This is a genomic window from Vallitalea guaymasensis (assembly GCF_018141425.1).
Taxonomy (GTDB): domain Bacteria; phylum Bacillota; class Clostridia; order Lachnospirales; family Vallitaleaceae; genus Vallitalea; species Vallitalea guaymasensis.
The window spans coordinates 2076856-2100324 of record NZ_CP058561.1; the positions used below are offsets into that span (position 1 = coordinate 2076856).

The 23469-nt window shown below is 31.7% G+C and carries 22 protein-coding genes; 15 read left to right on the plus strand and 7 right to left on the minus strand.

Annotated elements, in window-relative coordinates; translation table 11 throughout:
- Window positions 1-396: 396 nt before the first annotated feature.
- The 7 genes from HYG85_RS09340 to HYG85_RS09370 form a co-directional block, all read right to left on the minus strand.
- Window positions 397-1038 carry a hypothetical protein gene (locus HYG85_RS09340; protein ID WP_212693236.1) on the minus strand — a complete coding sequence of 214 codons (642 nt, stop codon included), beginning with the start codon at window positions 1036-1038 and terminating at the stop codon, window positions 397-399.
- A gap of 28 nt (window positions 1039-1066) precedes the next feature.
- Window positions 1067-2914: an autotransporter outer membrane beta-barrel domain-containing protein gene (locus HYG85_RS09345; protein ID WP_212693237.1), complete on the minus strand. Its 1848-nt coding sequence runs from the start codon at window positions 2912-2914 to the stop codon at window positions 1067-1069.
- A 90-nt stretch (window positions 2915-3004) separates the two neighbouring features.
- A complete protein-coding gene (locus HYG85_RS09350) occupies window positions 3005-3253 on the minus strand; it encodes a hypothetical protein (protein ID WP_212693238.1) in 249 nt (82 codons plus the stop codon).
- A gap of 20 nt (window positions 3254-3273) precedes the next feature.
- The gene (locus HYG85_RS09355; protein ID WP_212693239.1) at window positions 3274-4089 is read right to left on the minus strand and encodes a hypothetical protein; all 816 of its coding nucleotides are present in this window, start codon (window positions 4087-4089) and stop codon (window positions 3274-3276) included.
- A gap of 18 nt (window positions 4090-4107) precedes the next feature.
- The gene (locus HYG85_RS09360; RefSeq protein WP_212693240.1) at window positions 4108-4833 is read right to left on the minus strand and encodes a response regulator transcription factor; all 726 of its coding nucleotides are present in this window, start codon (window positions 4831-4833) and stop codon (window positions 4108-4110) included.
- A gap of 15 nt (window positions 4834-4848) precedes the next feature.
- Window positions 4849-9417, minus strand: a complete 4569-nt coding sequence (essC, locus tag HYG85_RS09365; RefSeq protein WP_212693241.1) for a type VII secretion protein EssC — start codon at window positions 9415-9417, stop codon at window positions 4849-4851.
- A gap of 286 nt (window positions 9418-9703) precedes the next feature.
- Window positions 9704-11044 carry a hypothetical protein gene (locus tag HYG85_RS09370; RefSeq protein ID WP_212693242.1) on the minus strand — a complete coding sequence of 447 codons (1341 nt, stop codon included), beginning with the start codon at window positions 11042-11044 and terminating at the stop codon, window positions 9704-9706.
- A 351-nt stretch (window positions 11045-11395) separates the two neighbouring features.
- Between HYG85_RS09370 and HYG85_RS09375 the strand changes: the two genes are divergently transcribed.
- From HYG85_RS09375 to HYG85_RS09445, 15 genes are all read left to right on the plus strand, one after another.
- Entirely contained in the window at window positions 11396-11818 is a 423-nt protein-coding gene (locus HYG85_RS09375) for a sigma-70 family RNA polymerase sigma factor (protein ID WP_212693243.1), read from the plus strand.
- Between the two features lie 449 nt (window positions 11819-12267).
- Window positions 12268-12819, plus strand: coding sequence for an HD-GYP domain-containing protein (locus HYG85_RS09380; RefSeq protein WP_330619283.1), 552 nt, complete (start codon window positions 12268-12270; stop codon window positions 12817-12819).
- Window positions 12820-12822: 3 nt separating this feature from the next.
- Entirely contained in the window at window positions 12823-13353 is a 531-nt protein-coding gene (locus HYG85_RS09385; protein WP_212693244.1) for a hypothetical protein, read from the plus strand.
- A gap of 45 nt (window positions 13354-13398) precedes the next feature.
- Window positions 13399-14385 carry an SAF domain-containing protein gene (locus HYG85_RS09390; protein WP_212693245.1) on the plus strand — a complete coding sequence of 329 codons (987 nt, stop codon included), beginning with the start codon at window positions 13399-13401 and terminating at the stop codon, window positions 14383-14385.
- Complete coding sequence (locus HYG85_RS09395) at window positions 14385-14963, plus strand: hypothetical protein (RefSeq protein WP_113672711.1); 579 nt, start codon at window positions 14385-14387, stop codon at window positions 14961-14963. Before HYG85_RS09390 ends, HYG85_RS09395 begins: the two co-directional genes overlap by 1 nt.
- Window positions 14960-15742: a hypothetical protein gene (locus HYG85_RS09400; RefSeq protein WP_212693246.1), complete on the plus strand. Its 783-nt coding sequence runs from the start codon at window positions 14960-14962 to the stop codon at window positions 15740-15742. Before HYG85_RS09395 ends, HYG85_RS09400 begins: the two co-directional genes overlap by 4 nt.
- Window positions 15739-17559, plus strand: a complete 1821-nt coding sequence (locus HYG85_RS09405) for an ATPase, T2SS/T4P/T4SS family (RefSeq protein WP_212693247.1) — start codon at window positions 15739-15741, stop codon at window positions 17557-17559. The genes HYG85_RS09400 and HYG85_RS09405 overlap by 4 nt, the downstream gene beginning before the upstream one ends.
- 5 nt (window positions 17560-17564) lie before the next feature.
- Entirely contained in the window at window positions 17565-19541 is a 1977-nt protein-coding gene (locus HYG85_RS09410; RefSeq protein WP_212693248.1) for a hypothetical protein, read from the plus strand.
- 18 nt (window positions 19542-19559) lie between these two features.
- Window positions 19560-20111, plus strand: coding sequence for a hypothetical protein (locus HYG85_RS09415; RefSeq protein ID WP_212693249.1), 552 nt, complete (start codon window positions 19560-19562; stop codon window positions 20109-20111).
- An 89-nt stretch (window positions 20112-20200) separates the two neighbouring features.
- Entirely contained in the window at window positions 20201-20746 is a 546-nt protein-coding gene (locus HYG85_RS09420) for a hypothetical protein (protein WP_113672716.1), read from the plus strand.
- A gap of 64 nt (window positions 20747-20810) precedes the next feature.
- The gene (locus tag HYG85_RS09425; RefSeq protein ID WP_113672717.1) at window positions 20811-21257 is read left to right on the plus strand and encodes a hypothetical protein; all 447 of its coding nucleotides are present in this window, start codon (window positions 20811-20813) and stop codon (window positions 21255-21257) included.
- Complete coding sequence (locus HYG85_RS09430; RefSeq protein WP_212693250.1) at window positions 21247-21621, plus strand: hypothetical protein; 375 nt, start codon at window positions 21247-21249, stop codon at window positions 21619-21621. The genes HYG85_RS09425 and HYG85_RS09430 overlap by 11 nt, the downstream gene beginning before the upstream one ends.
- An 11-nt stretch (window positions 21622-21632) precedes the next feature.
- Window positions 21633-22040, plus strand: a complete 408-nt coding sequence (locus tag HYG85_RS09435; RefSeq protein ID WP_212693251.1) for a hypothetical protein — start codon at window positions 21633-21635, stop codon at window positions 22038-22040.
- On the plus strand, window positions 22033-22479 hold the full coding sequence (locus HYG85_RS09440; RefSeq protein WP_212693252.1) for a hypothetical protein: 447 nt from the start codon (window positions 22033-22035) through the stop codon (window positions 22477-22479). Before HYG85_RS09435 ends, HYG85_RS09440 begins: the two co-directional genes overlap by 8 nt.
- A 25-nt stretch (window positions 22480-22504) precedes the next feature.
- Complete coding sequence (locus tag HYG85_RS09445; RefSeq protein WP_212693253.1) at window positions 22505-23464, plus strand: hypothetical protein; 960 nt, start codon at window positions 22505-22507, stop codon at window positions 23462-23464.
- Window positions 23465-23469 lie beyond the last annotated feature (5 nt).

Genomic DNA, 23469 nt, shown 5'->3' on the forward strand with positions numbered 1-23469 from the left:
ATACTTTACTTATCAATATATTGATTTGTTTTTTATTATGTTTTCTTACAAGTAATATGATATAGAATATTTGATTTATTTTCAACAAATCCTGACGAACGACATGTTTTATGGGATAAAATGCATTCAAAAGTAAATATAGCCAAAAAAACATGCTTTTCTTTGTGAAATAGTGCCAATAAAAAATTGTCATATTTTGTAATATATTTAGAGTGGTATATGATGATATCCATATGATATACTTGATGATCCAAGATATTTTTCAACTAAAACTTAAATGTAAAAAGATTATTTTATTACTTTATTCCACATTTAAATTCATAAATGAACACATAAAATAAGTGCATGTATGAATTTTACATTTTTGAAAATTCGTACATACACTCATCTAATCAGCTAGGATAGTTCACTATCTTCTGTTATCATCTCAATTTGGTATTTCTTTATGTAATAATCATTAATAATATATTTTATACCCACACCCATTAATATAGACAATATCAATGATATAAGACCAAGAAGTAGAATAGCTTGGTCGTTGGATATATTATCTTTTAGACTTCTTCCCACAAGTATACCCATAAGAGGCGCTACAAATATGAAAGTCAATCCACTTTTATTTTTTTTGGGATTACCTTGATTCACCTTTCTAATATAACTAATAGAATATATTGTTATAAAAGTAATATAAATAATCAAGATAAGAAAAATTTCCATTAATGTCATAACTCTATTAATTGAAAAAACTTTGAAAACCCCTAACAAGCATTCAATTGATACTATGAGTAGACTAGTACCAATATATAATATAAACTGCTGTATAATATTGTTTTTTATAATCTTATGTCCCCAAACAATCATATAAACTATTGTAATAGCAAATAGAGGGAATGTAATATAATTATAAATACCAAAAACTGCTGGTAAAAGACCAAAGAAAATAATTAAAAACCACTCGTCTTTGATCATTTTGATTGAATAAGGTTTTTCTTTCATAAAATCTTTTATGTTTTTTTCTATTATTAATTGATTATCCATCTTTACCTCCAATTATATGTAATATTTATTAATCAAACCAGCTACCTATCCTATCAGTTATACTATCAGCTATATCATCTACAGCACCAGTAACAGTATCTATTGTATCTGATACAGCTTCCTCAACTGTATCCATCGTTTCAGATACAGCTTCTTCTACTGTATCTATTGTTTCAGATACAGCTTCTTCAACAATCTCATAAGTATCAGATACAGTACTAGTAAATGTGTCCATTGTATCGGATACAGCAGTATTGATAATATCAGCAGTATCGGATAATGCAACTGAGACAGTATCCATAGTATCAGTTAAAGCACTACCAATTGTATCAATTGTATCAGTTAAAGCAACATTTACAGTATCTAAAGTATCAGACGCAGCTTGGGCAACAATATATGAACTATCAAGAAAAGCTTCCCCAACATTATCAGCTGTACTTATTGCATCTTCTACATCTGATAGCGCATCATCAATAATATTATTTGTCTCTATAAGGGTATCATTAACCGTATTAACAGTATCTGCAATTGCTTCAGTAACTATTTCGGTAGTATCATTCAGCGCACAGGTTACTGTAGCAACTGTATCCATAGCGGCATTAGTAATAGTATCAGTTGTCTCTATCACAGCATCACTAACAATATCTGCCGTATTAATAACAGCGTCATTAATAACATTAGCTGTATTTATCACGGAATCTGAAATAATATCAGCAGTATCAGATAATGTATTAATCATTATTCCAATTGTATCCACTCCAGCATTAGACACAATCTTCATCGTATCAACAGTTATATCTGTTATAGCATCTACCCCTTCTTTTAAATATTCTCTAATACTTACTCCATTAATCTTAATTACATCGGTTAGAACTGCAAAGCCTATTCCAACGCAGAATCCAACTGCTGTTCCAAACCCAGGTGTAACAGCAGTGCCTGCAGCTGCCCCTGCTTTAGCTGATGCCAGAAGACCACCAATTCCAACTACTGAATCAACATAGGCGTCTGTTACAATTCGCTTATTGTCAGTATTATTTTTCACATTGTTATATATATTTGTACCAACATCAATACCTACTCCTGCTACACCTAATATTTTGGCACCTTTTCCAAAAATGTTCATTTTTCCAACAATATCATCTATATCATTTGTAACTATCCTATTCCATGTGCCAATTCCAATATTATTGGGTCTAGGTGAATTTTTAATTATAGATGGCAAATATTTTATTCCAAGATCTGTAACTGAATCAAGGCTCGTGGATATAACTCCTACTTGTGTACTTAAAGATTCGTATGTACTGAAATCCCAACTTATATATTTAGCTATAAATGCATCTATTGCAACATTTCTATTTGGGTATAAGTATGAGGGACTATATGCCATATAACGATTCACATTACCATTAATAAAACTATTGGATGTCCCTAATGCTCCATATAAAATACCATCATAGTTTTGAAATTGATCAATATTTTGCCTATCTTGTAATTGATATATATTACTATAATTGAGAATGCTATTATAATATCCTATTGAATAAGTAGGTTTTAAAGTATTAAAACTTGTATTTGATGCTAAATCATTATTTAATCCGAGTAACTCAGAGTTTAATTGTTTTTCTGCCTGATTATACGCTTGTTTTGAAGTACGTATAATATCTCCTAAGAGGTATAATCTATCATCCAATCTATCTAATTCTCTATAGATATTCCTTAGATTATCATCAATACTCTTTTTACATTTTATGTCCCAATCCAAAGTATTTTGTATTTGGTCAAACTGACTTTTGATTTCAGAAATTTGATTTCCAATAAATTTTATACGATTTTCTTGGTTATCTAATTCCCCTACCTCAACGGCAAAATTCTTCATATTTACCTCCATTTTATCATAACAATTGCCTAATTACCATATAATTATAAATAATCCACTATTTTTTTTAGAATATTATATCAATATTAATCAAACCATCAATAATTTACTACCATCCTTAATCCCAGCCTCTTCTATAGACAGATTTGAACCTATTTCTTCACCTTTATCTATATAACATAACATCAAATTCTCATTATCAAAATTAATTCCTTCAAGATTACATACAATACCAGTCATCAATTGTTTGGCAACATTTACTTTCATTACAATAGGTAATAAAAACTCATATTTTTTATTAATAGCAGGTACTATAACCTCTACGTTTATTTTATCCAATTACATTACCCCCTTAATAATTATTTATAGATTTCTTCAATCTGGGCTATCTGTTTTTCAACTTGTTCCTTAATGCTATCTAGGTTACTAATGCTTATTATGATATTGTCCTTATCTGAAGTTATATCACTAGTTTTCCACAGATATTTATCTCCTCCAAGAACGTAGAAAGTTGAAATACCATCCACTTTTTTATTAGATATTTTTATCAGGTAACTCATAATGTACTTTTTCTTGTTACCAAAAGCTTTACAAAAATCTGTTGCTTTATCCTCTGTACAACCTATTGAGATCATCTTAGCTATTGTATTTTCTTTTGACTCTTCTATCAGTGTGACAAGCTCTTGAAATTCATCATAAGTAACTTTAAAAGAATAATCTTCTAATTCATATTTATCATTAACATGGTAACATTCCATTATATTATCTATAACCTTATTGATGTTTTTCATTGGTGTCAGGGCATATGTATTTTTCATCAACCTGTCTTCATCCAATTCTACGGCATATTCCCTTGATATATAGTAACATCTTGAAAATATTTTATCCCCAATACCTTTGCCATCACATTTCAAAAATATCTTAGGTCTACAACAGTGGCTAATCATTTCAAATAAATCGTTATCAACTGTTATACTCCCGTCAATATCTATTTCAATATATTTTTTATTCTCTAATTGTTCTTTTACTTTATCCCACTCTTCCTGTATCTCTTCTTGCCTCAATTTATATGTATCATCTTCTACTCCATATACATTCTCTGCACCTGTTAGAGCAGCTAAAAAAGTAAATTCCCGTAATGTTAATACGAATCCTGCTTCACCTAATTTGGGCATTAATTTTCCTCCTTACAATTATAGATTTAATTTTTTCTTTAACACATTTTTATAAGTACGGGATATATCTATCTTTCTACCATCCTTCATTTCTAGGATCATATCCGTAAAAGAGACTTTTTTGATATTGTCCACATTTACAAGATAACTTCTATGGCAACGTACAAATTGATTGTTAAGCCTCTTAACCAAATCTGCAAGACTATCATAATATCCTATCCTCTGATTAGGTGTATGAATATAAACTTTCTTTTGGAACGCTTCAAAATATAAAATACGTCTGTACTCAATGTGATATATATTCGACCCTATGTTCACATGAAATAAGTCATCATTTTCCCCCTGTAGATTTAAATAATCTCGATATATGTCCCCCATCAATATCTGCATATCTTCTTTATGTATAGGTTTCTTAAAAAATCCTGATGGTCTTATAAGTCCTGTCATTACGTTATATACAGAATCTGTACGCATTGTATTGAAAACTATATAGGCATTTCTATCTTTTTCCCTTATCTGCTTTGCTAATTTGATACCGACTAAATGATTATTATCATAATCGACGTCAATGATATAGATAGAAATGCCATCATCTACTTCAAGATAATCCATTACCTTTTTTAATTTAGTGGTTAATAATGATATCTTCATGTTATATCCCGTTTGATCTATAATGTTCTGTATCTGTTTTTTTAATTTCTCCATATATAATGTTGAACTATCACACAAGACAAATTTCACCACAAAGATTCACCCCCATCATAATTGAGGTGTCTTTATGGTTATGTAATCACTTCTGTTTATAAGATATCCAAAACCTGGGTTGAGTGCTACACTTCTTTGCTTATAGTCCATTTGAACATCAAATATATTTTGAGAATCCATTTTACCCCCAAGAAGGATACCGTTCATTCCTTTAAATACACTGTTGTATAATGGACTTCCTATATGTGGTGATAGTGTATCAGTATCAGCAGTAAACACAAAACATACTTCTAAGCCCATACCACTTCTTACAATATTTTCTACTAATCTTGAGGAATCGTCCGATATCATTTCAAAGAATTCATTATAATCATCTACGAGCACTACTATTCGTTGGTATTTTTTCATGTACTCATGCTCTTTGACAACTTGTTCATCTTCTTCACGGAACTGCTTCAGGTCTTTGAATCTTAACTTCATCTCTTCAACCAAACCACCAATAAAGCTATCAAAATCCTCAGTAGTATTGATATATCCATCAACCTGATATCTTGACGAAGCTTTTTGCAGATTCTTTCCTTTTTCAACAACAAATACTTTCCAATCCAACTTATCTACTATAGTATTCATCAATGATTTTATAAGATTAGTCTTGCCTGTCATTTCATATCCTAATATCAAATATGAACTTAGACCTGTCAAATCTACTGCTACTATTTCTGCTTCATCAGTATCATAACCTATAGGCAGCAAATTATTGTCTATAAATTCTTTTGAATCCTCGTGTTCCAAAAGATGATCTATTGTTAATTTTTCAGGAACAAATGGAATAGGTTTAGCTCTATTTCCTATCCAACTTTCATCCATTTTCATGAACAAGTCTCTCAGCTTCTGAACTCTTTCAGCTTCATTCACAGATTTGCATGCTAATGCTGTCTGGAATTCCAGAGGAGTCTCTATTCTAAATAGTCCACGTCCTTTTACCTGCTCTGGTTCTAATCCTCCTGTTTGCCCTACTATAGAAACATAATCATATTTATCATTAAGCTGCAAGGCTACCATCAATTTTATACTTTGAGTAATTTTGAATTTTACTGAATTAGCATTACTAGCTGTAATGACCATGTAAATACCATAATTACCACCTTCACGTGAAAACGTAGTAAGGATTCCTTCGTAATCTGAATAAAGTTCATAAAATGCTTCGTAGTTATCAAGTATTACAATCATTGCTGGAATTTTGGCGTTAGTTGCTTCCATGTATGCCTTTAATGTACCCACACCATATTCAGAGAACTTTTTCTTTCTATTATCAAGTTCTTTTTTTAGCATTTTAAAAAGTTTATCTAATTTGTCCGATTCTTCAGAGAATATAACTCCTCCAGTATGAGGTAAATATTTATAGTAACCCATTGTTCTTCCTCCAAAATCAAGAAGATATAGATTAACTAATTCTGGTGTATATGATGTAACAAGAGAATATATCATTGTTTGTAAAAATGTGGTCTTTCCAGTTCCTGGCGCTCCAACTAAAAGAACATGTCCCATATTTCCTATATCAAGTTTTAAAGGAAATTGGTTCTGGTTCGCTGGATCGTCAATCAAACCAATAGTTGGACATAACCAATGGTCAACTTCCTGCCAATCATCACCATTCCATCCATTTTTTCTATCCTCTATATCTTGTATGAATACTTCTTCCTCCAATGGGTCAAGCCACAATTTTAGCGGATTGATACCTTCATCTTTAGCTAAATCGGATATATAATCTACTATTGCTGTAAGCTGAGTTGTAGAACTCTTAACAGGCTTAGGTTTACACGAAACTGTCTGGATAGCTCTACCACAACCATCTATTAGAGAAATTTGATTATCCTCATCATTTTCTATTTTATCCGTTGGAATGTAAGAACCTCCACTCCATCCAGATTGAAGTAATTCAAAAATCTCATTATTACCAACTTGTACATAACATCTACCAGGCTCTTTGATATTAGCTGCTTCAGGTCTTTTTAACATTTCATTACTATCAGATTTATCAAGAACCTTGAGACATATCCTGAATCTGGTATTACTCCATATCTGGTCATCAACAACACCTGATGGTTTCTGTGTAGCAAGTATTAGATGTACTCCAAGACTTCTACCTATTCTTGCTGCACTTACTAACTCTTGCATAAATTCTGGTTGTCCAGCCTTAAGTTCAGCAAACTCGTCTGATATAATAACCAAATGTGGCAAAGGACAATCAGCTTTACCTTCTTTGTATAGCTGCTGGTATTTATCAATATGGTTAACTCCATGTTCTGCAAAAACTCTTTGTCTTCTTTTCAATTCACTCTGCAATGATACTAGTGAACGACGGATCTGATTTCCTCCAAGGTTAGTTATAGTTCCTGTTATATGAGGTAATCCTATAAAACAGTTGGCCATTCCTCCACCTTTATAGTCGATTAGAATAAAAGCTACATCATGTGGATGATAATTTACTGCCATTGATAGTATATAGGATTGTATGAATTCACTTTTACCTGAACCTGTCATACCTGCTATCAATCCATGAGGTCCATGATATTTTTCATGAATGTTCAATAAAAATTGTGTTCCTCCAGCTTTAATTCCTAATGGAGCTTCAAGAGTCCTATATGAAAGATTGTTTTTCCATCTGCTCTTTATTGATAGGTTTTCTATTCTTCCTATCTTGTACATTTCCAAGAAAGTAAGCATGGATGTTAATGAAGCGGAAGATGCAATCTCTTTGATTTTAATTCCTGCTAGGGCTCGTGAATATGAATCCAAATCTTTTCCTATCACTGAATCATTATTAAACTTAATTAAACCTGTCTCCGGTTTATCTCTATTATATAGACTGCTCTCTGTTTCCTCGCATTGAATAAATGCTTTACATTCTTTTGGAAGTTGATTAAGTTTATCATATATAAATATCGTTGATACCCCAAGCTGCTTGTTAGGATTAGTTAAATACTTCATAACAAGCTCATCTTCTACTAATTCCGGATCAGCGATATATACTAGAAAATGAGGTAAATGCATTACCTGCTTATCATAGCCATTGTCTTTTGTTTCATCCCTATCACTTAATACCTCTTTTAGATATAAGAAAACATCTCTTACCTCATCTCTGGAGGAAGCTACAAAACGCAGAGCTTTCTCAGGTGCCCATACATGTGGCAGTTGTTTAACCCATTCCCATTTATGAGATTCTTCAGCATTATATACACATACAATCTTAACTTCATCATAACTATGTAATGCACTAATATGTACAATGGATGCCATGGCTGTATCGATAGTTGTTTTTCTATTTCCTATCATACCTAACATGTTGTTTCCCATCATGGAAAAGGCTATAGGCATACCTGAAACTCCATCAAAATTGTTACCTATATCTTTTAATTCACCCATTAGATTGTCATCTCTCATTGTAAAACGATCTTTGGGCTTTTGAATATTTATCATTGATGGCACAGTTCCTGTCCCTAATCTAATATCCAGAAAATCTTTATTAGAAGGCATACGTTCCCATAGTCTTCTATCTCTGTTGAGAGCTCTGCTTATCAATACAGTAGGTTCTGGATATGTACCTAACAGCACTTTTTTGTTATAGGCTATTTTTTCTTCAAGCCTAGAATACTCATTCTGCATATATTTTCTATAACGTTTGATACGTTTCTTTTCTTCTTTTCGCTTACTTTTCTTCTTATGTCTTCTTGATAGAATAGGCCATAATACTGCTCCAAGAAGCATGGAACCTGTCATAGCTATACCAGGTATAACCATAAAAGGATTATTCCTACTGGAATATACAGTAAACATCATACTCACCATCATTGCCATACCCATAGTCAATGCAGGACCTATAGTTAATATAAGGGGCTGCTCTTTTTGCTCAGGTGGTGATGGAGGAGAATCAATATCCATCATGCCTTCTTCCAACTTTTTTATGATTCTTGGAGAACGCTGAAAATATAGATCTTCTTTTTTTGTTTTCTTTTTCTTTTTACCTTTAATATCTTCTCTAGGTTTTATAGGAGTATATGGTGAAAGATTACATTGTCCCAGATGTATTGAATCATTTATGGCAAGGGATTTACCTAGGTAAAACATTTTAAGCCCCATAATATGGATGAAATCTCCATAAGATAAGACTGTAGATTCAGTCATTTTACCGTTAACACATAAACATTTATTCCCTTTTGTACTAATTGTTGCTCTACCATTTTCAATACTTATTACTGCATGATTAGGCTTCATATCAAAGCCATTATAAACAATGGTATTTTTTTCAGAATTGCCTATAAGAATTTGTTTTTCGCCTTCAATACTATATTTTTTGTATGTTAACTCAATGTTTGTTTCCCTATCAACATAGATTGTTGCCTTTTCATCTGTATCTGTAATGGAAACACTTATTTTATCCCCTACATTTATCTGTTTTTTGGATACAGCCATATCCTCAGTAGGTGCTAAAAACCATTCTCCGTTAACTATAACAACAGGTAGTAATGAAGATAACTCAATATTACATATGCTACTTTCATTTGAAAGTATATATTCTTTTACTGTATCGTTATAATAAACGTATAATATCATTTCTTTCATAGAAGTAATTTCGCCTCCAAAGTACAGAATATACTCTATATATTCTTTTAATTGTGGCACAACAAAAAGAGGCTACACCTCGTTCTGTACAAATAATATAACTATCACATGTAGTTATATCAATGCTGTTGTCACTTATATTCTTATACTTTCCGTGTCACTTCTACGATTTACTTATATAATAAATTTGTGATTTTATCTCTCTTAAAATTGACTATTTTGTAATAACAATCACTTTTTATTTCCAGTAAAAATGTCTCTAAAAATAGTGGTCATAATTATTTCTCTAATGTTTTACTAATTGACTAAAAAAATTCTTGATGCCAGAAAAAATTGGGCTGGTTACTACTAAGAAACCAAAGACAACAAGAAGGATTACAATTAGCAAAATGAATATCATATATTTTAGAAATTCTTCTTTTTCTGTAGTTTTTATTTCTACTCTCTTCAGTAGAATGGGTTTATGATGAGTAATTATTTCTTTTTTTTTTAATAAAGAATCCAATAATCCTTTTTCTTGTTCTTTTATCCTAGGAAGCACATTGCATAATATCTTTTCGTATACCTCATTAGCTGCTTCTTCATCATCAAAAGGCTGAGGATTATAAGCTGCTTGATAACAATCCAGTGGTTCCATGCTTCCTTTTACAAATTGGAACATATTATCCCCACAGAAACTGAATAAATATTTATTAGCATTTATTTTATTCTCAGTCTTAAGGAATTTATCTAACTCATCTAACTCCCAATCTTTTACTCCACTTACAATGATTCTTTCTTGAGCTCTCTTGAACTCTGCAACATCACAAATATCATAAGGTCCCATATCTAAAACAACATAATCATAATCCCCCAATATAAGATCTGAAACAGCAAAAGCTGGGTCATATGGGTAAAAGTCTATTCCAGCAAGAGAGAAAAGACCTTTTTTGAGTTCAACATTATCATAAGAGTTCTTTATGGATTCAAATGCATCACTCTGCTGCATCTCAACAACTGCAACTCCGTTCTTATTTCTTAAAAGAAAATTTCCTATGGATATAGCTGTATGAGTTGTTCCTATTCTACTGATAGTACCAGCAACAGCAATTACTACGGTACCAACGATTTTATCTTTTTCAACTGTTATTACATCGCCTGTTTTCTTTTTACCAAATCTGCCTTCACCAGTCTTAATAAATTCCTGTTCCCTTTTATTACGATTGACGGCTCCTTTATCCCATTTGATGGCTTTAGCATAAGTTGAAGGGTTTTCATATAATTCTATTATACTTGATAAAATGTGACTATCAGCTTGATCTTCTTGCCCTATGATATCATAAATTCCCATTGATATAAGATCATTCATAATTAGATTACCTGAAAAACTATAAGGAGCAATAATAATTATCCTTATATTCTCTTTGTTCATCTGAATCCCACGAATGAATTGGGGTAATTTTCTTGGGTCTTCAACACAAGAGATATCCAATATCAGCATGTCCATATCTATTTTATCTATTATGGTTTTCTCTTCTAATATGTCAATATCTCTATCAATCTTCTTGAATACAACTTCTTTGAATAATTGCTCTACTGCCCTATCTATATCCTCCAAGTATTTGGGACTAGAAATAACTGCAACCAAACCTATCACCCCTTTCTAATAATAATATTTGACAAAGAACTTTTCTGTAATACAAAAAACTCCTAAAAATACAAATCGCATGTCTAAAATCAGAAATTTATCTGTTATCATGCGTTTTTTCAAATTAATGAAGTCATTTTAACATATTATGGTTTTTTTGTAAACCAAATATATTATTACTACGGTAAAATAGACAATTTATAACTCCATATAACAATTCTACTATATTCATTATATAAACAAACAATTAATAATTCAACAAAATGCGACATTTATATATACTATTAAGTATATTGAATAATATAAATATCAATTTTCAATTAATAAAAAACAATAAAAGGAGTGTTAACCATGCTACAAAGAAAGAACATGGACAAGAATGAAGGTATTTCTAAGGAACTATTAAACATTATCGACTTGGAGGACAAAAAAGAAATGAACCAGAAAAGAAGATATTACAGACATAATATATCTTATGAACATTTACAAGAACAACATTTTTACTATAATACAAAAACATACAAAACAAACGATGATATTATTAATTCATTATTAGATTTCTCAGAAACTATAGAAAACATTGATTTGTATAAGGCTCTAAAAAAATTAAAGTCTTGTGACATAGAAATTATCAAAATGAGATATGTGAATCAACTGAGTTTTAAAGAAATTGCAGAACAATTGAACATGAAAGAGGATACTGTTGGAAAAAGGCACAGAAGGGCATTAGATAAGCTCAGAAAAGATATTTTTAAAACTAAAAATATAAAATAATATAAATTTTTTTAAAAGTTTGTCCGATTTTGTCTTTTTTCACGGCTATATTATAAGGGGGTTTTTTACCCTTTTATAAGCCATGTGCAAATTTACTGAACATTGACAATTAAATATATGTGGTATTTTTAGGTACGTTACTCTTATTGGAATAGCGGTTTAAGCCATACGCCATCATTGGATTATTCCATAGCGATCAATATGTGCTTTAATGTTTCTATGGTCAAGAAATTCGCCATGACCCAAGAAGAGGTATAATGATACTTCTATCCAGTCTTAACTCATCGTAAAGAGGGTAGCCCGCTCTGCAGAGGGGGAGGTATTGAACCTATGTTGTCTTGAAACCAAAGACAGCCTAAAAAACCAAATTAGATAACAAATATAATATTTATACCTTTATTGAGGGGGGGATAAATATAAACTATAAAAAACAGGAAATACAAAATACGATTAATCTTATTAATCAACATGGCAAAAGAGTAGGTATCTTAGCATTTAATTTATCAAAGCAACTAGAATTACCGGATAAATACTGGTTTTTAAATTATATTGCAGGTCGATGGCATGATTTTGGTAAGCTTGCAATACCCATATATATTCTAAACAAACCTGCTAAACTAAATAGTGTAGAGTGTGAAATAATGAAAAAACATCCAATATACTCTTATGCTTTAGTTGACATGTGTGGATTTGGAATGTATACAAAAAAAGCTATATTATATCATCACGAAGACTATTGCGGCTCAGGATATCCTTTTGGTCTATCGAAAAAAGATATACCCTTACCTTCTAGAATTCTTAGAATCTGTGACGTCTATGATGCATTAACAGAAGATAGGGTATATCGGCCTAGATTTAGCTGTCAGAGTGCTTTATCTTTGATGGATAAAGACTGTGATAATGGTAAGCTTGATTATCATATTTATTCAGTTTTTAAATCTATGATGATATCAAAACCATTTAATACAGTCAGCCAAATATACAAAGCAGGGAGTTGGTGATTATTGAAAGCTAAGCAATTACTTATACTATTTTGTTCAATACTGATTTTAACCAGTTGTAAAAGCAAAGAAGTAGAAGATACCTCAACAAAGATTGTCATGAAAGAAGCAAGGACTATAGAAGAACATTATGCCATCTATACAGATGGAAAAAATATTTATTATGAAGATGTTAAAAATAATTCAACAAAAGTATTAAGGAAATGCTTAGAAACAATAAAAGAAATTCTCTTATTACCTGAAATTGATGAAAATACTGATTTGCCAAATCCTGAAGATTTGATTAAGCAAGATGAAGTAACGCCCTTTACTTATGAAATGTCATTGGAATCTTCCGCAAAATATATACTTGCATTACAAAAAAATGGGTGGTCAATTGTAGCTGAATACGCTAATTACCTATATAGAGATATGTATTTTAAGAAAGATGAAAGGTATATGAGAGTAATAGTTCTAGAAAATAAACTAAAAATTTTTGAAGAAATAGGAGGTGAATTGCCTAGCCCACAGTTATATATAAATGAAAATAAGTAAACATGATAAATACCAAGAATTATGTATAAAAAGGAGAGCTTAATAATGCGAAATTGGATTAAGTATCTCATAGTTACTATTATTGTAGCATTGTTAACAAATGGTGGACAGTTGTATTTTTGGAATCACTACATTGACAAAATGAAAACTGACTATGAGAGTGAAATACAAATTCTATCCTCTACCCTAGAAGACATAGGTAAACTTAAATATGTATACTCTGTTAGAACAGAGACGAAACCAGGGAAAGAAATCAACCTGGAGGATCTAGTAAAAGTTAAAGTACCAGAATCAATTATTAATGGCTCTTATGCCCAGGAACCAGAAGATTTATTAGGTAAATACTATAAGGTTAGTATATCACCTGGTACATTAATAACCGATGATTTATTAATGAAAGAAGAAATGGATGATACTATTAGAGAAACAGACCTTATAGCTGATACATGGTCAGTAGGCTTAGAAATAGGCGATTACATTGATTATGAAATCACTTATCCATATGGTGAAAAATATATAGTTCTATCTCATATTCGTGTAGAAGCCATTAACGAAAAAACAATTAAAACTTATTTGACTAGTGTCCAACGTCATATATATAATGGTGCATTAGTTGATTACTTCCTGCAAAAAGAGAATGGAGCTACGGTCAATCTAGTAAAATACGTAGAACCAGGAGTACAAAAGCCTTCTGAAGTATCATATTCAGTACCTGATAATATCCTTTCAGTAATAACTGAAGATCCTAACGTAATTGAGAAAATCAACACTAATCTTAATACCCAAAAACGTGATATCATCGAAAAAGGAATAAATCTAGTATCAGAATTTGATTCTTCAAATCTATCTAGTGGAAGAAGTAAAATTGTAAATGATATCAACGGAGCTGGAAAAGAATATGAAACAATTCTAGAAAAGCGACTAGAAGAAGAAAAAAAAGAAGCTGAAAGAGCTGCCTATGAACAGAAAAAAAATGAAGAGCAACAAAATACACAAGATGGACAAAACTCGGAGAAGGGGATGATGAAATAGTGAGAATAGGTGTTTTAGGTTTTACTGATAAAAGACCTATACTCTATCCACTTATGAAACTTCTACAAGCTACTGGAGATGTAATAGTCATAACAGATGATCGTCATTTCAAAAGGCTGATAGAAGATTATTCCTCATTGGGTCACCTAGGTAACATAATGATTTGTGTCACAGACGCTACTCCTGATGAGGTGTGGGAAGAGATAGAATTGGAACAAAATGATTTTGACCATGTCATATATGATTTAAGAGATACAATACATGAAGATATTCAATTCTATATTCATGTAAAAGGGTCCGATTTTGAAGATGGCGAAGAGGAATTTTTAGAATGCGTTGATGATTACAAAGAGATAAAGCTAATGTATGATGGCAAACAAGATAAATCAAAAGACACCATTAATATTCCTATCACTTTGAAATTAATTTCAACCCTTGAAGTTTTAGAAAACAAAAACCTTCTATTACCCCTACCAAGTAAAAAGATTAATCTAGCAATTGCAAAACTTATATCACCAAATATTGATATAAAAATGAAAGATGCTATAAAAATACTTAAGAAGGGGTGGCAGACATGAAAGTAGTAGTTTATTCACCTGTACGTAGACAAGGTTGTACAACATTAAGCGTTCTACTTGGTTCTGCAATAGCCCAAGTAACCAATATGAAAGTATGTTTAACATATACAGGAACGGAATCAGATGCTTTCAATATTGCTCTTGGGCTAAATCAAGTTGAAGATAGAACAAAATCTCTTACCCAAGTCATAAGGATGTTAGAAGCAAATAGTATAACTGGTAAAGATATTAATGATTATCTTACACCTCTGACTGATAACCTGGACATCATGCAGACATCGAGCGATTACATTACTACAGAAGAAAGTGACAAATTATTGACATTCGTATTGAACAACTTGACACATGATCTTATAATTACAGAAATTAATTCTGAACCTTATGAAGAAAGTACTAAAGAAATATTATCAAATGCTGATATTATCATAGTACTTGCTTCTCAAGGAATGGATGTTATAAATAAATATAAGAATTGGAAAGACAGTGACATATTTCCAGATTATAGTAAGGTAGTATATGCATTGAACTATTATGACCCTAATGTAAGTGCATTAAGGGACGTGGCTAAGATAATGGGGATAAAGCCATCTAAAATAGTGAAAATTACTACCAATCCATTCATAAAAAAAATGACCAATACTGGTTCTTTACATAAACTTCTACCCTATATTTACAACAAAGATATAAGGGTAATCAATCTTCATGCAGATATAAGGGATCTATGCTATTTGGTCATGAGCAATTTAGGTATAAAGATAGATTGGGGGAAAAATAAATGACCAATCTATCCTTAACCCTGATTGTCTTATTCGGGGGTTTTATAGTATTAGTTATATGGTATCTTAAGAGTAAACATGAAAAACACGATATTGAGCATTCAGACGTAATGACTTTTGAAAAACTTGTTGACACCGTAAAATACACTTTAGCAGACCTTATAAAAGAAGAAAATTATAATGGCTTCAGTGATGAAGACTTTAAATCATTCTACAAAAGGAAAGCACGTATTCAAGATGCTATGAACAATTGTGTTTATGGTATAGATTCCGCTAAAGTTATTGTCCAAGATTTGATACGCTCCGTTATCATGGATGAATTACCTACTATCTCTGATATCAACGGTGTATTTGATTTTTATTCCAGAACACTAGAGACTAGAATAAAATTCGAGGTTCTAATGTACTTCTATAAAAAGAAATATGGAAAAGAAGCTTTAGCCAAACTTATTGATGAATACGAACTAGATAGAGAAAGATACATTATAGAAAGCAAGACCTCACCATCATATGCTATAACTACTGAAGATATAGATATGATATATGCAACAAAGCATTTTAAATTGACTTACCCTGTACTTGTTGATTTACTTACAGTACTAGTTTATCAAAAATACAAAGGTTTTGGTATCATTGATACATTACGTGAAATGGATATAAACGGTTTTAACTGTGGTACATCTGGTTCTATATTATCCAATCTAAACAAAGATGATACTGTCTTAAAAGCCCCAAGATCAGTTTGGTTATATTTTAGAGGTAAATACATTCATCTAAGATTTATGACTTTTAATACTGAGCAAGAACTAAGACGTGTTATACAGCTTATCTGTAGATACAATAATCCAGGACCTCTTACAGAAAAAAGAGGTTATCTGGTTAATACAATGTATGATAAATCTAGAGTACTTGCTTTACGACCACCAGCTGCCGAATTCTGGGCAGTTTTTGTTCGTAAATTTTCACTTAATGATGTATCTCTACGAAGTCTTATAGAGAAACCTTATGTACATAATGCTTCAATAGTGGTTGAATTACTAAAATATCTTATGATGGGACAAGTGACATGCGGAGTTACCGGACGTCAAGGTTCAGGTAAAACAACTCTAATGACTGCATTAATAGAATTCATTGACCCCAAATATACGATTCGTGTTCTAGAGATGGCTCCTGAGATGTATCTTCGTGAATTATATCCAGAAAGGAATATCCTATCGGTACAAGAAACTGAATTTGTTAGCGCTTCTGAACTTCAAGATGCATTAAAGAAATCAGACGCTGCCGTATCCATAGTTGGTGAGGTTGCAACAGACCCTATAGCTGCTCGTATGATTCAAATGGGACAAGTTGCTTCTATATTCACTATATTTTCCCACCATGCCAACAGAGCTCCTGACTTAGTTAGGGCTCTACGTAACTCCCTCGTTAATGCTGGTGGATTTACTTCTATGGTTACTGCTGAACAACAGGTCATAGACATTGTACGTATTGATGTTCACTTGAACTATACTACAGATGGTAAGCGTTATATTGAGCGTATTTCAGAAATCGTCAAATTGGATGAAGGTGTACCCTATCCTAATTATAAAAAACAGGACCCAGTACATTCAATGAATGCAATAACCAAAGAATATTACACAAGAATTACTGACAGACAGACTTTTACTACTAGAGATATTCTTAAATATGATTTGGCTACTGATACATATGTGGCTCTAGAATGGTTTACTCCGGAACTTACTCATTACATAATGAATTGTATACCAAAAGATAAACGCATTAGTTTTTCTAGATTTGTCCAGGAAAACTGGGAGGTGTAGTTATTATGATGATGTTTTTACCTCTTATATTTACATGTGTTCTTGGTATAGTAGCTATTATAATAGTTATACGAAAGGACAAGAAATCCAGAAGCAAGAAAACTAAGAATTATAAGTATTACAACAAAATGTTTCAGAAGTATGATAACTTTTTCTTGACAAGAAATGGAATAGAAAAACTTTATTATAGAATAGCAGGACTATCTGTTTATACTAAAAGAGAGATAAAAGCTACAGCTGTTAAGTTGTATTCCCTATCCATTGGTACTTTTTGGGGTATCAATATAGCTGGAATACTAATTTTCAGAGATGTCTTTACCTCTCTTTTATTATTAATATTTGCCTATATGGCTAAGAATGTTTTAGTTGATAAACAGATAGATAGGATTCACTTCAAATTACTAAAACAGCTACTAGAAGCTTTATCTTCTATAAGACAAGCTTATCTTCGTTTAGGTGTAATACCTGACGCAATCGCTGAAGCTGAAGTAAGTCCTTTGTTGAAACATGCTTTTGAAGATATCTATCTAATATTAACAGCTGTTGATGGCGAAAGAAGACTTGAGGAATTCTATGCCTCTACACCTTTCAAACTTTTACAGACTTTTTCTGGAGTCTGTTTTATTTTGAATAATGCAGGTGACAGTAAATTATCAAATGGATCATCCAACTTCATACAAGCAATGGGTATGATGCACTCGGAAGTACAGATGGAGATACAAAGATTGGTGTTACAAAAAGCCAAGTTTGGTATTTTGGAATACTTACCGGTTGTACCTCTTGTAACCCTTAGATTGATAGAAGCTTTTTTCATCAAACAGATACCAGGGACTGCTATTATATATCATGGTCCTCTTGGATATATATCCAAAGTAGTGATTTTTGTATCAGCTATTGTTGGATATATGACTATTACCAAAATTAACAGCCCAATGGTCGTCAAAAAAGATGATAGAAATGCATTCATTAATAAGCTTGTTTCCAATAAAAGCTTTGAGAGTTTTATTAAGAATATAATACCTAAAAAACCTAGAGTCATAAAAAAGAAAAAATATTACTTAGAGAAGTCTATGTCCAGTAAAGATATAGTCTATTTATATGCAAATAAAGTAATATGCTTCATCTTAGGTTTTACCTTAAGCCTTTTCTTTATTTATTTCTCAGTTGAATTGGGGAAAGATTTTATTCTTAGCAATGTCAGAGAAGTCTCATTGGTCGGCGGAGAAGAACTTGATGCAGAAGACATTGCAACTAGACAACAGATGGATGAAATATACTTGAATATTCACCCTATGCTTACTCGTAATAGGACAGAAGATTTTGTTAATACCTATCTACCTCATTTAGAAGAATTTGACAAGAAATCTCAAATAGATAGATTACAAACTAAATATAAAACTTACTATAACACTTATTTCAAATGGTGGATGCTATTAATATGTTACATAATAGCAGTTATCTCATGGAGAATTCCCGAAATAGTGCTAAAAGCACGTATATGGTTATTGAAAACTGAAGCTGAAGAAGATGTATTGCAACTACAGACCATAATAACCATATTGATGAATACATCAGCAGACACTATGGAGACATTATATTGGCTGCAACGTCAATCACGTGTACATAGAAACATACTTATTGATGCTTATCATGAATATCCCTCAGACCCAGAACTGGCACTACATAGATTGAAAAGTAAAGTTGCATTGCCAGAGTTCAAAAGAATGGTAGATAAATTAATATTAACCATTCATCAGATTTCTCTAGCAGATGCTTTTAGCGATCTAATATCAGAGAGGGATCATTTATTAAGAATTAGAGAAATCACACAACAATCAATACTCAAGAAAAAGCGTTCATTTGTAAGTCCATTATCAATGGCACCCCTACTACTAACTACAGCCTGTTACATAATCATGCCATTGGGAATATTAGGATTGAAAGAATTCTTTTTCGCTATTCAAGAATTTCAGAAATTATAATTGTAAGGAGGCACAAAAATGAAATGTAGCACAAGTATCGTGACACTAACTCCAAGCAGAGAGATCTTTAGAAAAGTTAATGGTGAAAACTTCTTAGTCTCTAAAGTTATTGTGGAAGGCATTGAGATACCTGCCGTTGGTTCTGAATATATTCTAGGCAATCTGCAAGGACGCGTAGAGGTAAAATATTATCTACGTTCAGAGACAACAGCTGATAATAAACTGTTTACTTTTATGTATATCATTACTGCTAAACAAGTAATTAACAATATACCTGAAAGAAATTATATTCAAGTTGGAGGCTATGTTGTAAAAACAAAAGGTCTCTTGATTAAGAATAACACCTGCATGGAAATTTTACCTTTTATTGTTAAATATAAATCTTATGACGGTAATTACAATGTAGCACATTGTGTTGCAAAAGGAGCCAAAGCTAGAGAACTCGCCAAAATGAAGAAAGGTGATATCGTCGAGGTTACAGGAAAATTCAAAAAAGAACATAATACTTTAGAAGTACTTGTAGAAGAAGTAGATTTTTATAAAGCTTATAATAAATTAAAAATCAGCTGATTCTAGCTCACATAGTTTACAAAGCAAAATATGTAAAAATAAAATAACTAGTGGACAGTTTAGTCCAACTTAAAGGAGGAAAACAACTCATGGAAGGCGAAATGGGTACTGGTGCAAGAATTGCCATCGCACTTATAGTTTTAGGAGTACTAATATCAGTAGTATTCACAATTTTAGGATTTACAAGGAACACAACTAATCAAGGTATATCAACAGTTCAAAATTCACTAGAATCAATGCAGTTAGCTGTTTTTGATGATTATGACCAACAAATACAATCAGGTACTCAAGTATTATCAGCATTAAAGTTATTTGAAGGCAGACCAGTGGGTCTAGTAGTAAGAACAAAAGCACAAATTGGTAAATCTGCTGATACCGGACATAATTATGGTGCTCAATTTGATGGCACAGATGAGAATTTCGTTTCAGACGCTTTAACAAAAACTGGTGATAACTCATGGTATGTAAAGAATCTAGACTCTGATGCTAATGGAACAATGACATATAACATGAATTACCTACCAGCTAAGCAATCTGGTACAGATGCATTTATTCGACCTACTGCAAAATTCTTAGCAGAACTTATGAAAGATACAACTGGAACTATAGTTGGTATTTGTTTTACACAACAATAGTTTCATAAGTCCTTAGATATAACTATCTAAGGACTTTTTCTAATACTTAAGGAGGCGATATATATTGGATGAATGGAGTAAAGCCATATGGATTTTTGTTGAACTTATGATAGCTTCTCTTATACTGGTAAACGTAGTTATACTAGTAAGAATGGCTGGTGAGGCAGGCAGAGCTCAACAGCGTGAAATAGATGCAGTAGCTATAACAAAAGAATTTCGCACATATTTTAGATATGAAGAAAACGATAAAATATATCCTCAAGATATTATATCTATAATATTTGAAACAAGAGGTTATCCAGAGGTCTGGGTTGATACAACAATAGGAGATGAAGATGGATTCAATTATAAATGGAATACTTCTCTTCCATCTAATGACACAAAGTGGGATTTAACAAATATATCAGAAAATATACTGCCTTATAAATCAAGATATAAATCTACTGTAGTAAAAAATATAAATGGAGATATTAATAGAATAGAATTCAGGAGGATTGCATATGGAAAATGAAGCTAACTCCGTTCTTAGACAAGGAGTAGTATTAGTAGTTATAGCCTTTATTGTAGGTATATGCTGGATAACTGTAACATGTGGACAACAACTCTATAGATCCATGTCAAATATGATTACTAATGGTATATCTAGTACCTACTCCTCAGAAATAGAAGCGATAATTGATTATCAACAAGACTTACCTGCTTCTTCTATTTACATAGCTCTCTTAAAAAATAGTGATTCAATCAGAAGTATTTCTGGTGGGGCTCATGGAATTAGAATCAATTCCATTGACGATCTACAATTATTATTCAAATACCAAATAAACTGTGATATAACAAAAAAAAATGAAGTTTATGATATCGTAATAAAACCATAGGAGGTAGACTCATGCAAACTGATGATATGATTGATATTGTCACCACAGTAATAATATTAGCTATCTTGATACCTATAACAGTTTCACTTGCTCGTCCTTTTTATAGAAATGAATTAGGTGGTTTTGGTGTACAAATTGAAAAAACCGCATTAAAAACTCAGGGAGAGTTATTACCAAATAATAAAGATTTTAATTCTAATGATACTATGCTTTTATTAGCTGTAGCAGATGAGTATTTCCCTGAACCAAAGATTATTGAAATAAATGGCACTGTCATTAACATAGATTCTGTATTTTTTACAAATAGAATTCCTGCTTTACAATCTGCCTATGCAGCTATGCCTACCGTAAGGGACATGAATATCCAATTATATGTAGGTAAAGACATACAAAGAAAATGGGTGATTTCCAATGAGTGATTTTTTTAATAGAATTATAGGTCTTTTTTTAGTTTTCATACTACTTGTTATTGCACCACTTATTATTCAATCTCTAAGCAGAGACTTAACAATCAAAAGATCCATATTAAATGAAATGACAAATTTTGTTGACAAAGTTACTGATACTGGTCATATCTCTGATCTAGATAAAACTGATTTTTATGTTGGCTGTTCTTCTTATGGTGCAGTAGTAGATATAAAAATCAAACGTTATATGAGAATTGTTAATCCAGATGGAAATGGAAGCACATATTGTACCTACGTCCTAACTGATAAGATTACTGATTGGGATCAAGGTGACATTATTGAAGTTGATGTACAAGCTATTGACCATACTACTGCTCAAAAACTGGCTGTATACTTTAACAAAGTTTCTACTCCTAAATTAGATTTTCAGCTTGCAGGTATGATACGATAATTTTTCATAGTTAGGAGGTTATTATTTGAAAAAAACAGGTATCGCTTTATTAGTGTCTCTATACTATTTGGGAGGATTAATTGTATTTTCTTCAAATTATATACAAAAAGATATACAAGAGTTCGAACAACTAAAGTTGTCTTTTGCCGTTGACTATGCTTCTGATGCAGCTATATGTGAGCTGCTTAATTCAAAAGATTTGTCTATGGATTATTCAGAAACCAACTATCTAAGCGCTGACCCTAATCTAGCTCTAGAAACTTTTATAGATGTTTTTTCAGCTAATTATGGTTTGAACTTTGATGAAACAAATGAATCTCACATAAAAATGAATTTTATTCCTGCTTTTGTAGTTGCTATGTACGATGGCTACTATATGGCTACCCCTACACTTATAAGTAATGCAACTAATTATCCAGAAAATGAACTTAGTGATGGTGACTGGGATCTGAAATTCGGTCCAAAATTGCCTTATAAATATGAGTATAATGGGTCCACCTATGCCCTTAATATGGGTGGTGAATATGCTTTAAAGTTAAATAATAATATGTTGTCAAAACATAAAGGATTACCCCCTGGTATCTCGTCAACAGAAGATAATCTAGGGGAAATCAGTAGAATTATATCTTCTAATATCTCCTACACAATAAATAAATTGAATGAAACAAATACCCGCTGGGCTAATACATTCTACATTCCAAGAGATTTGACTACTTATACCGGTGTTAATTGTATTGAAGGTCCTTCCGTATTAGCTCTTGTACAAAACGTAGATTTAGCTACTTCTAGACCAATCTCCGCCTTTAGTGTCGCAGGTTCTAAGATACAAAAAGCTAGAATGGTTGCAGCTTATACAAGAGATGGAATAAAGTATTACTGCTATGCAGATAAATTACCTAGTTCTGTTAATGCTGAAAACCTGTACCCTACTATAAAAGAAGCTGCTAGGGCAGGTTATTATTGCGATATAAAGTATATGGAATGAGAGTT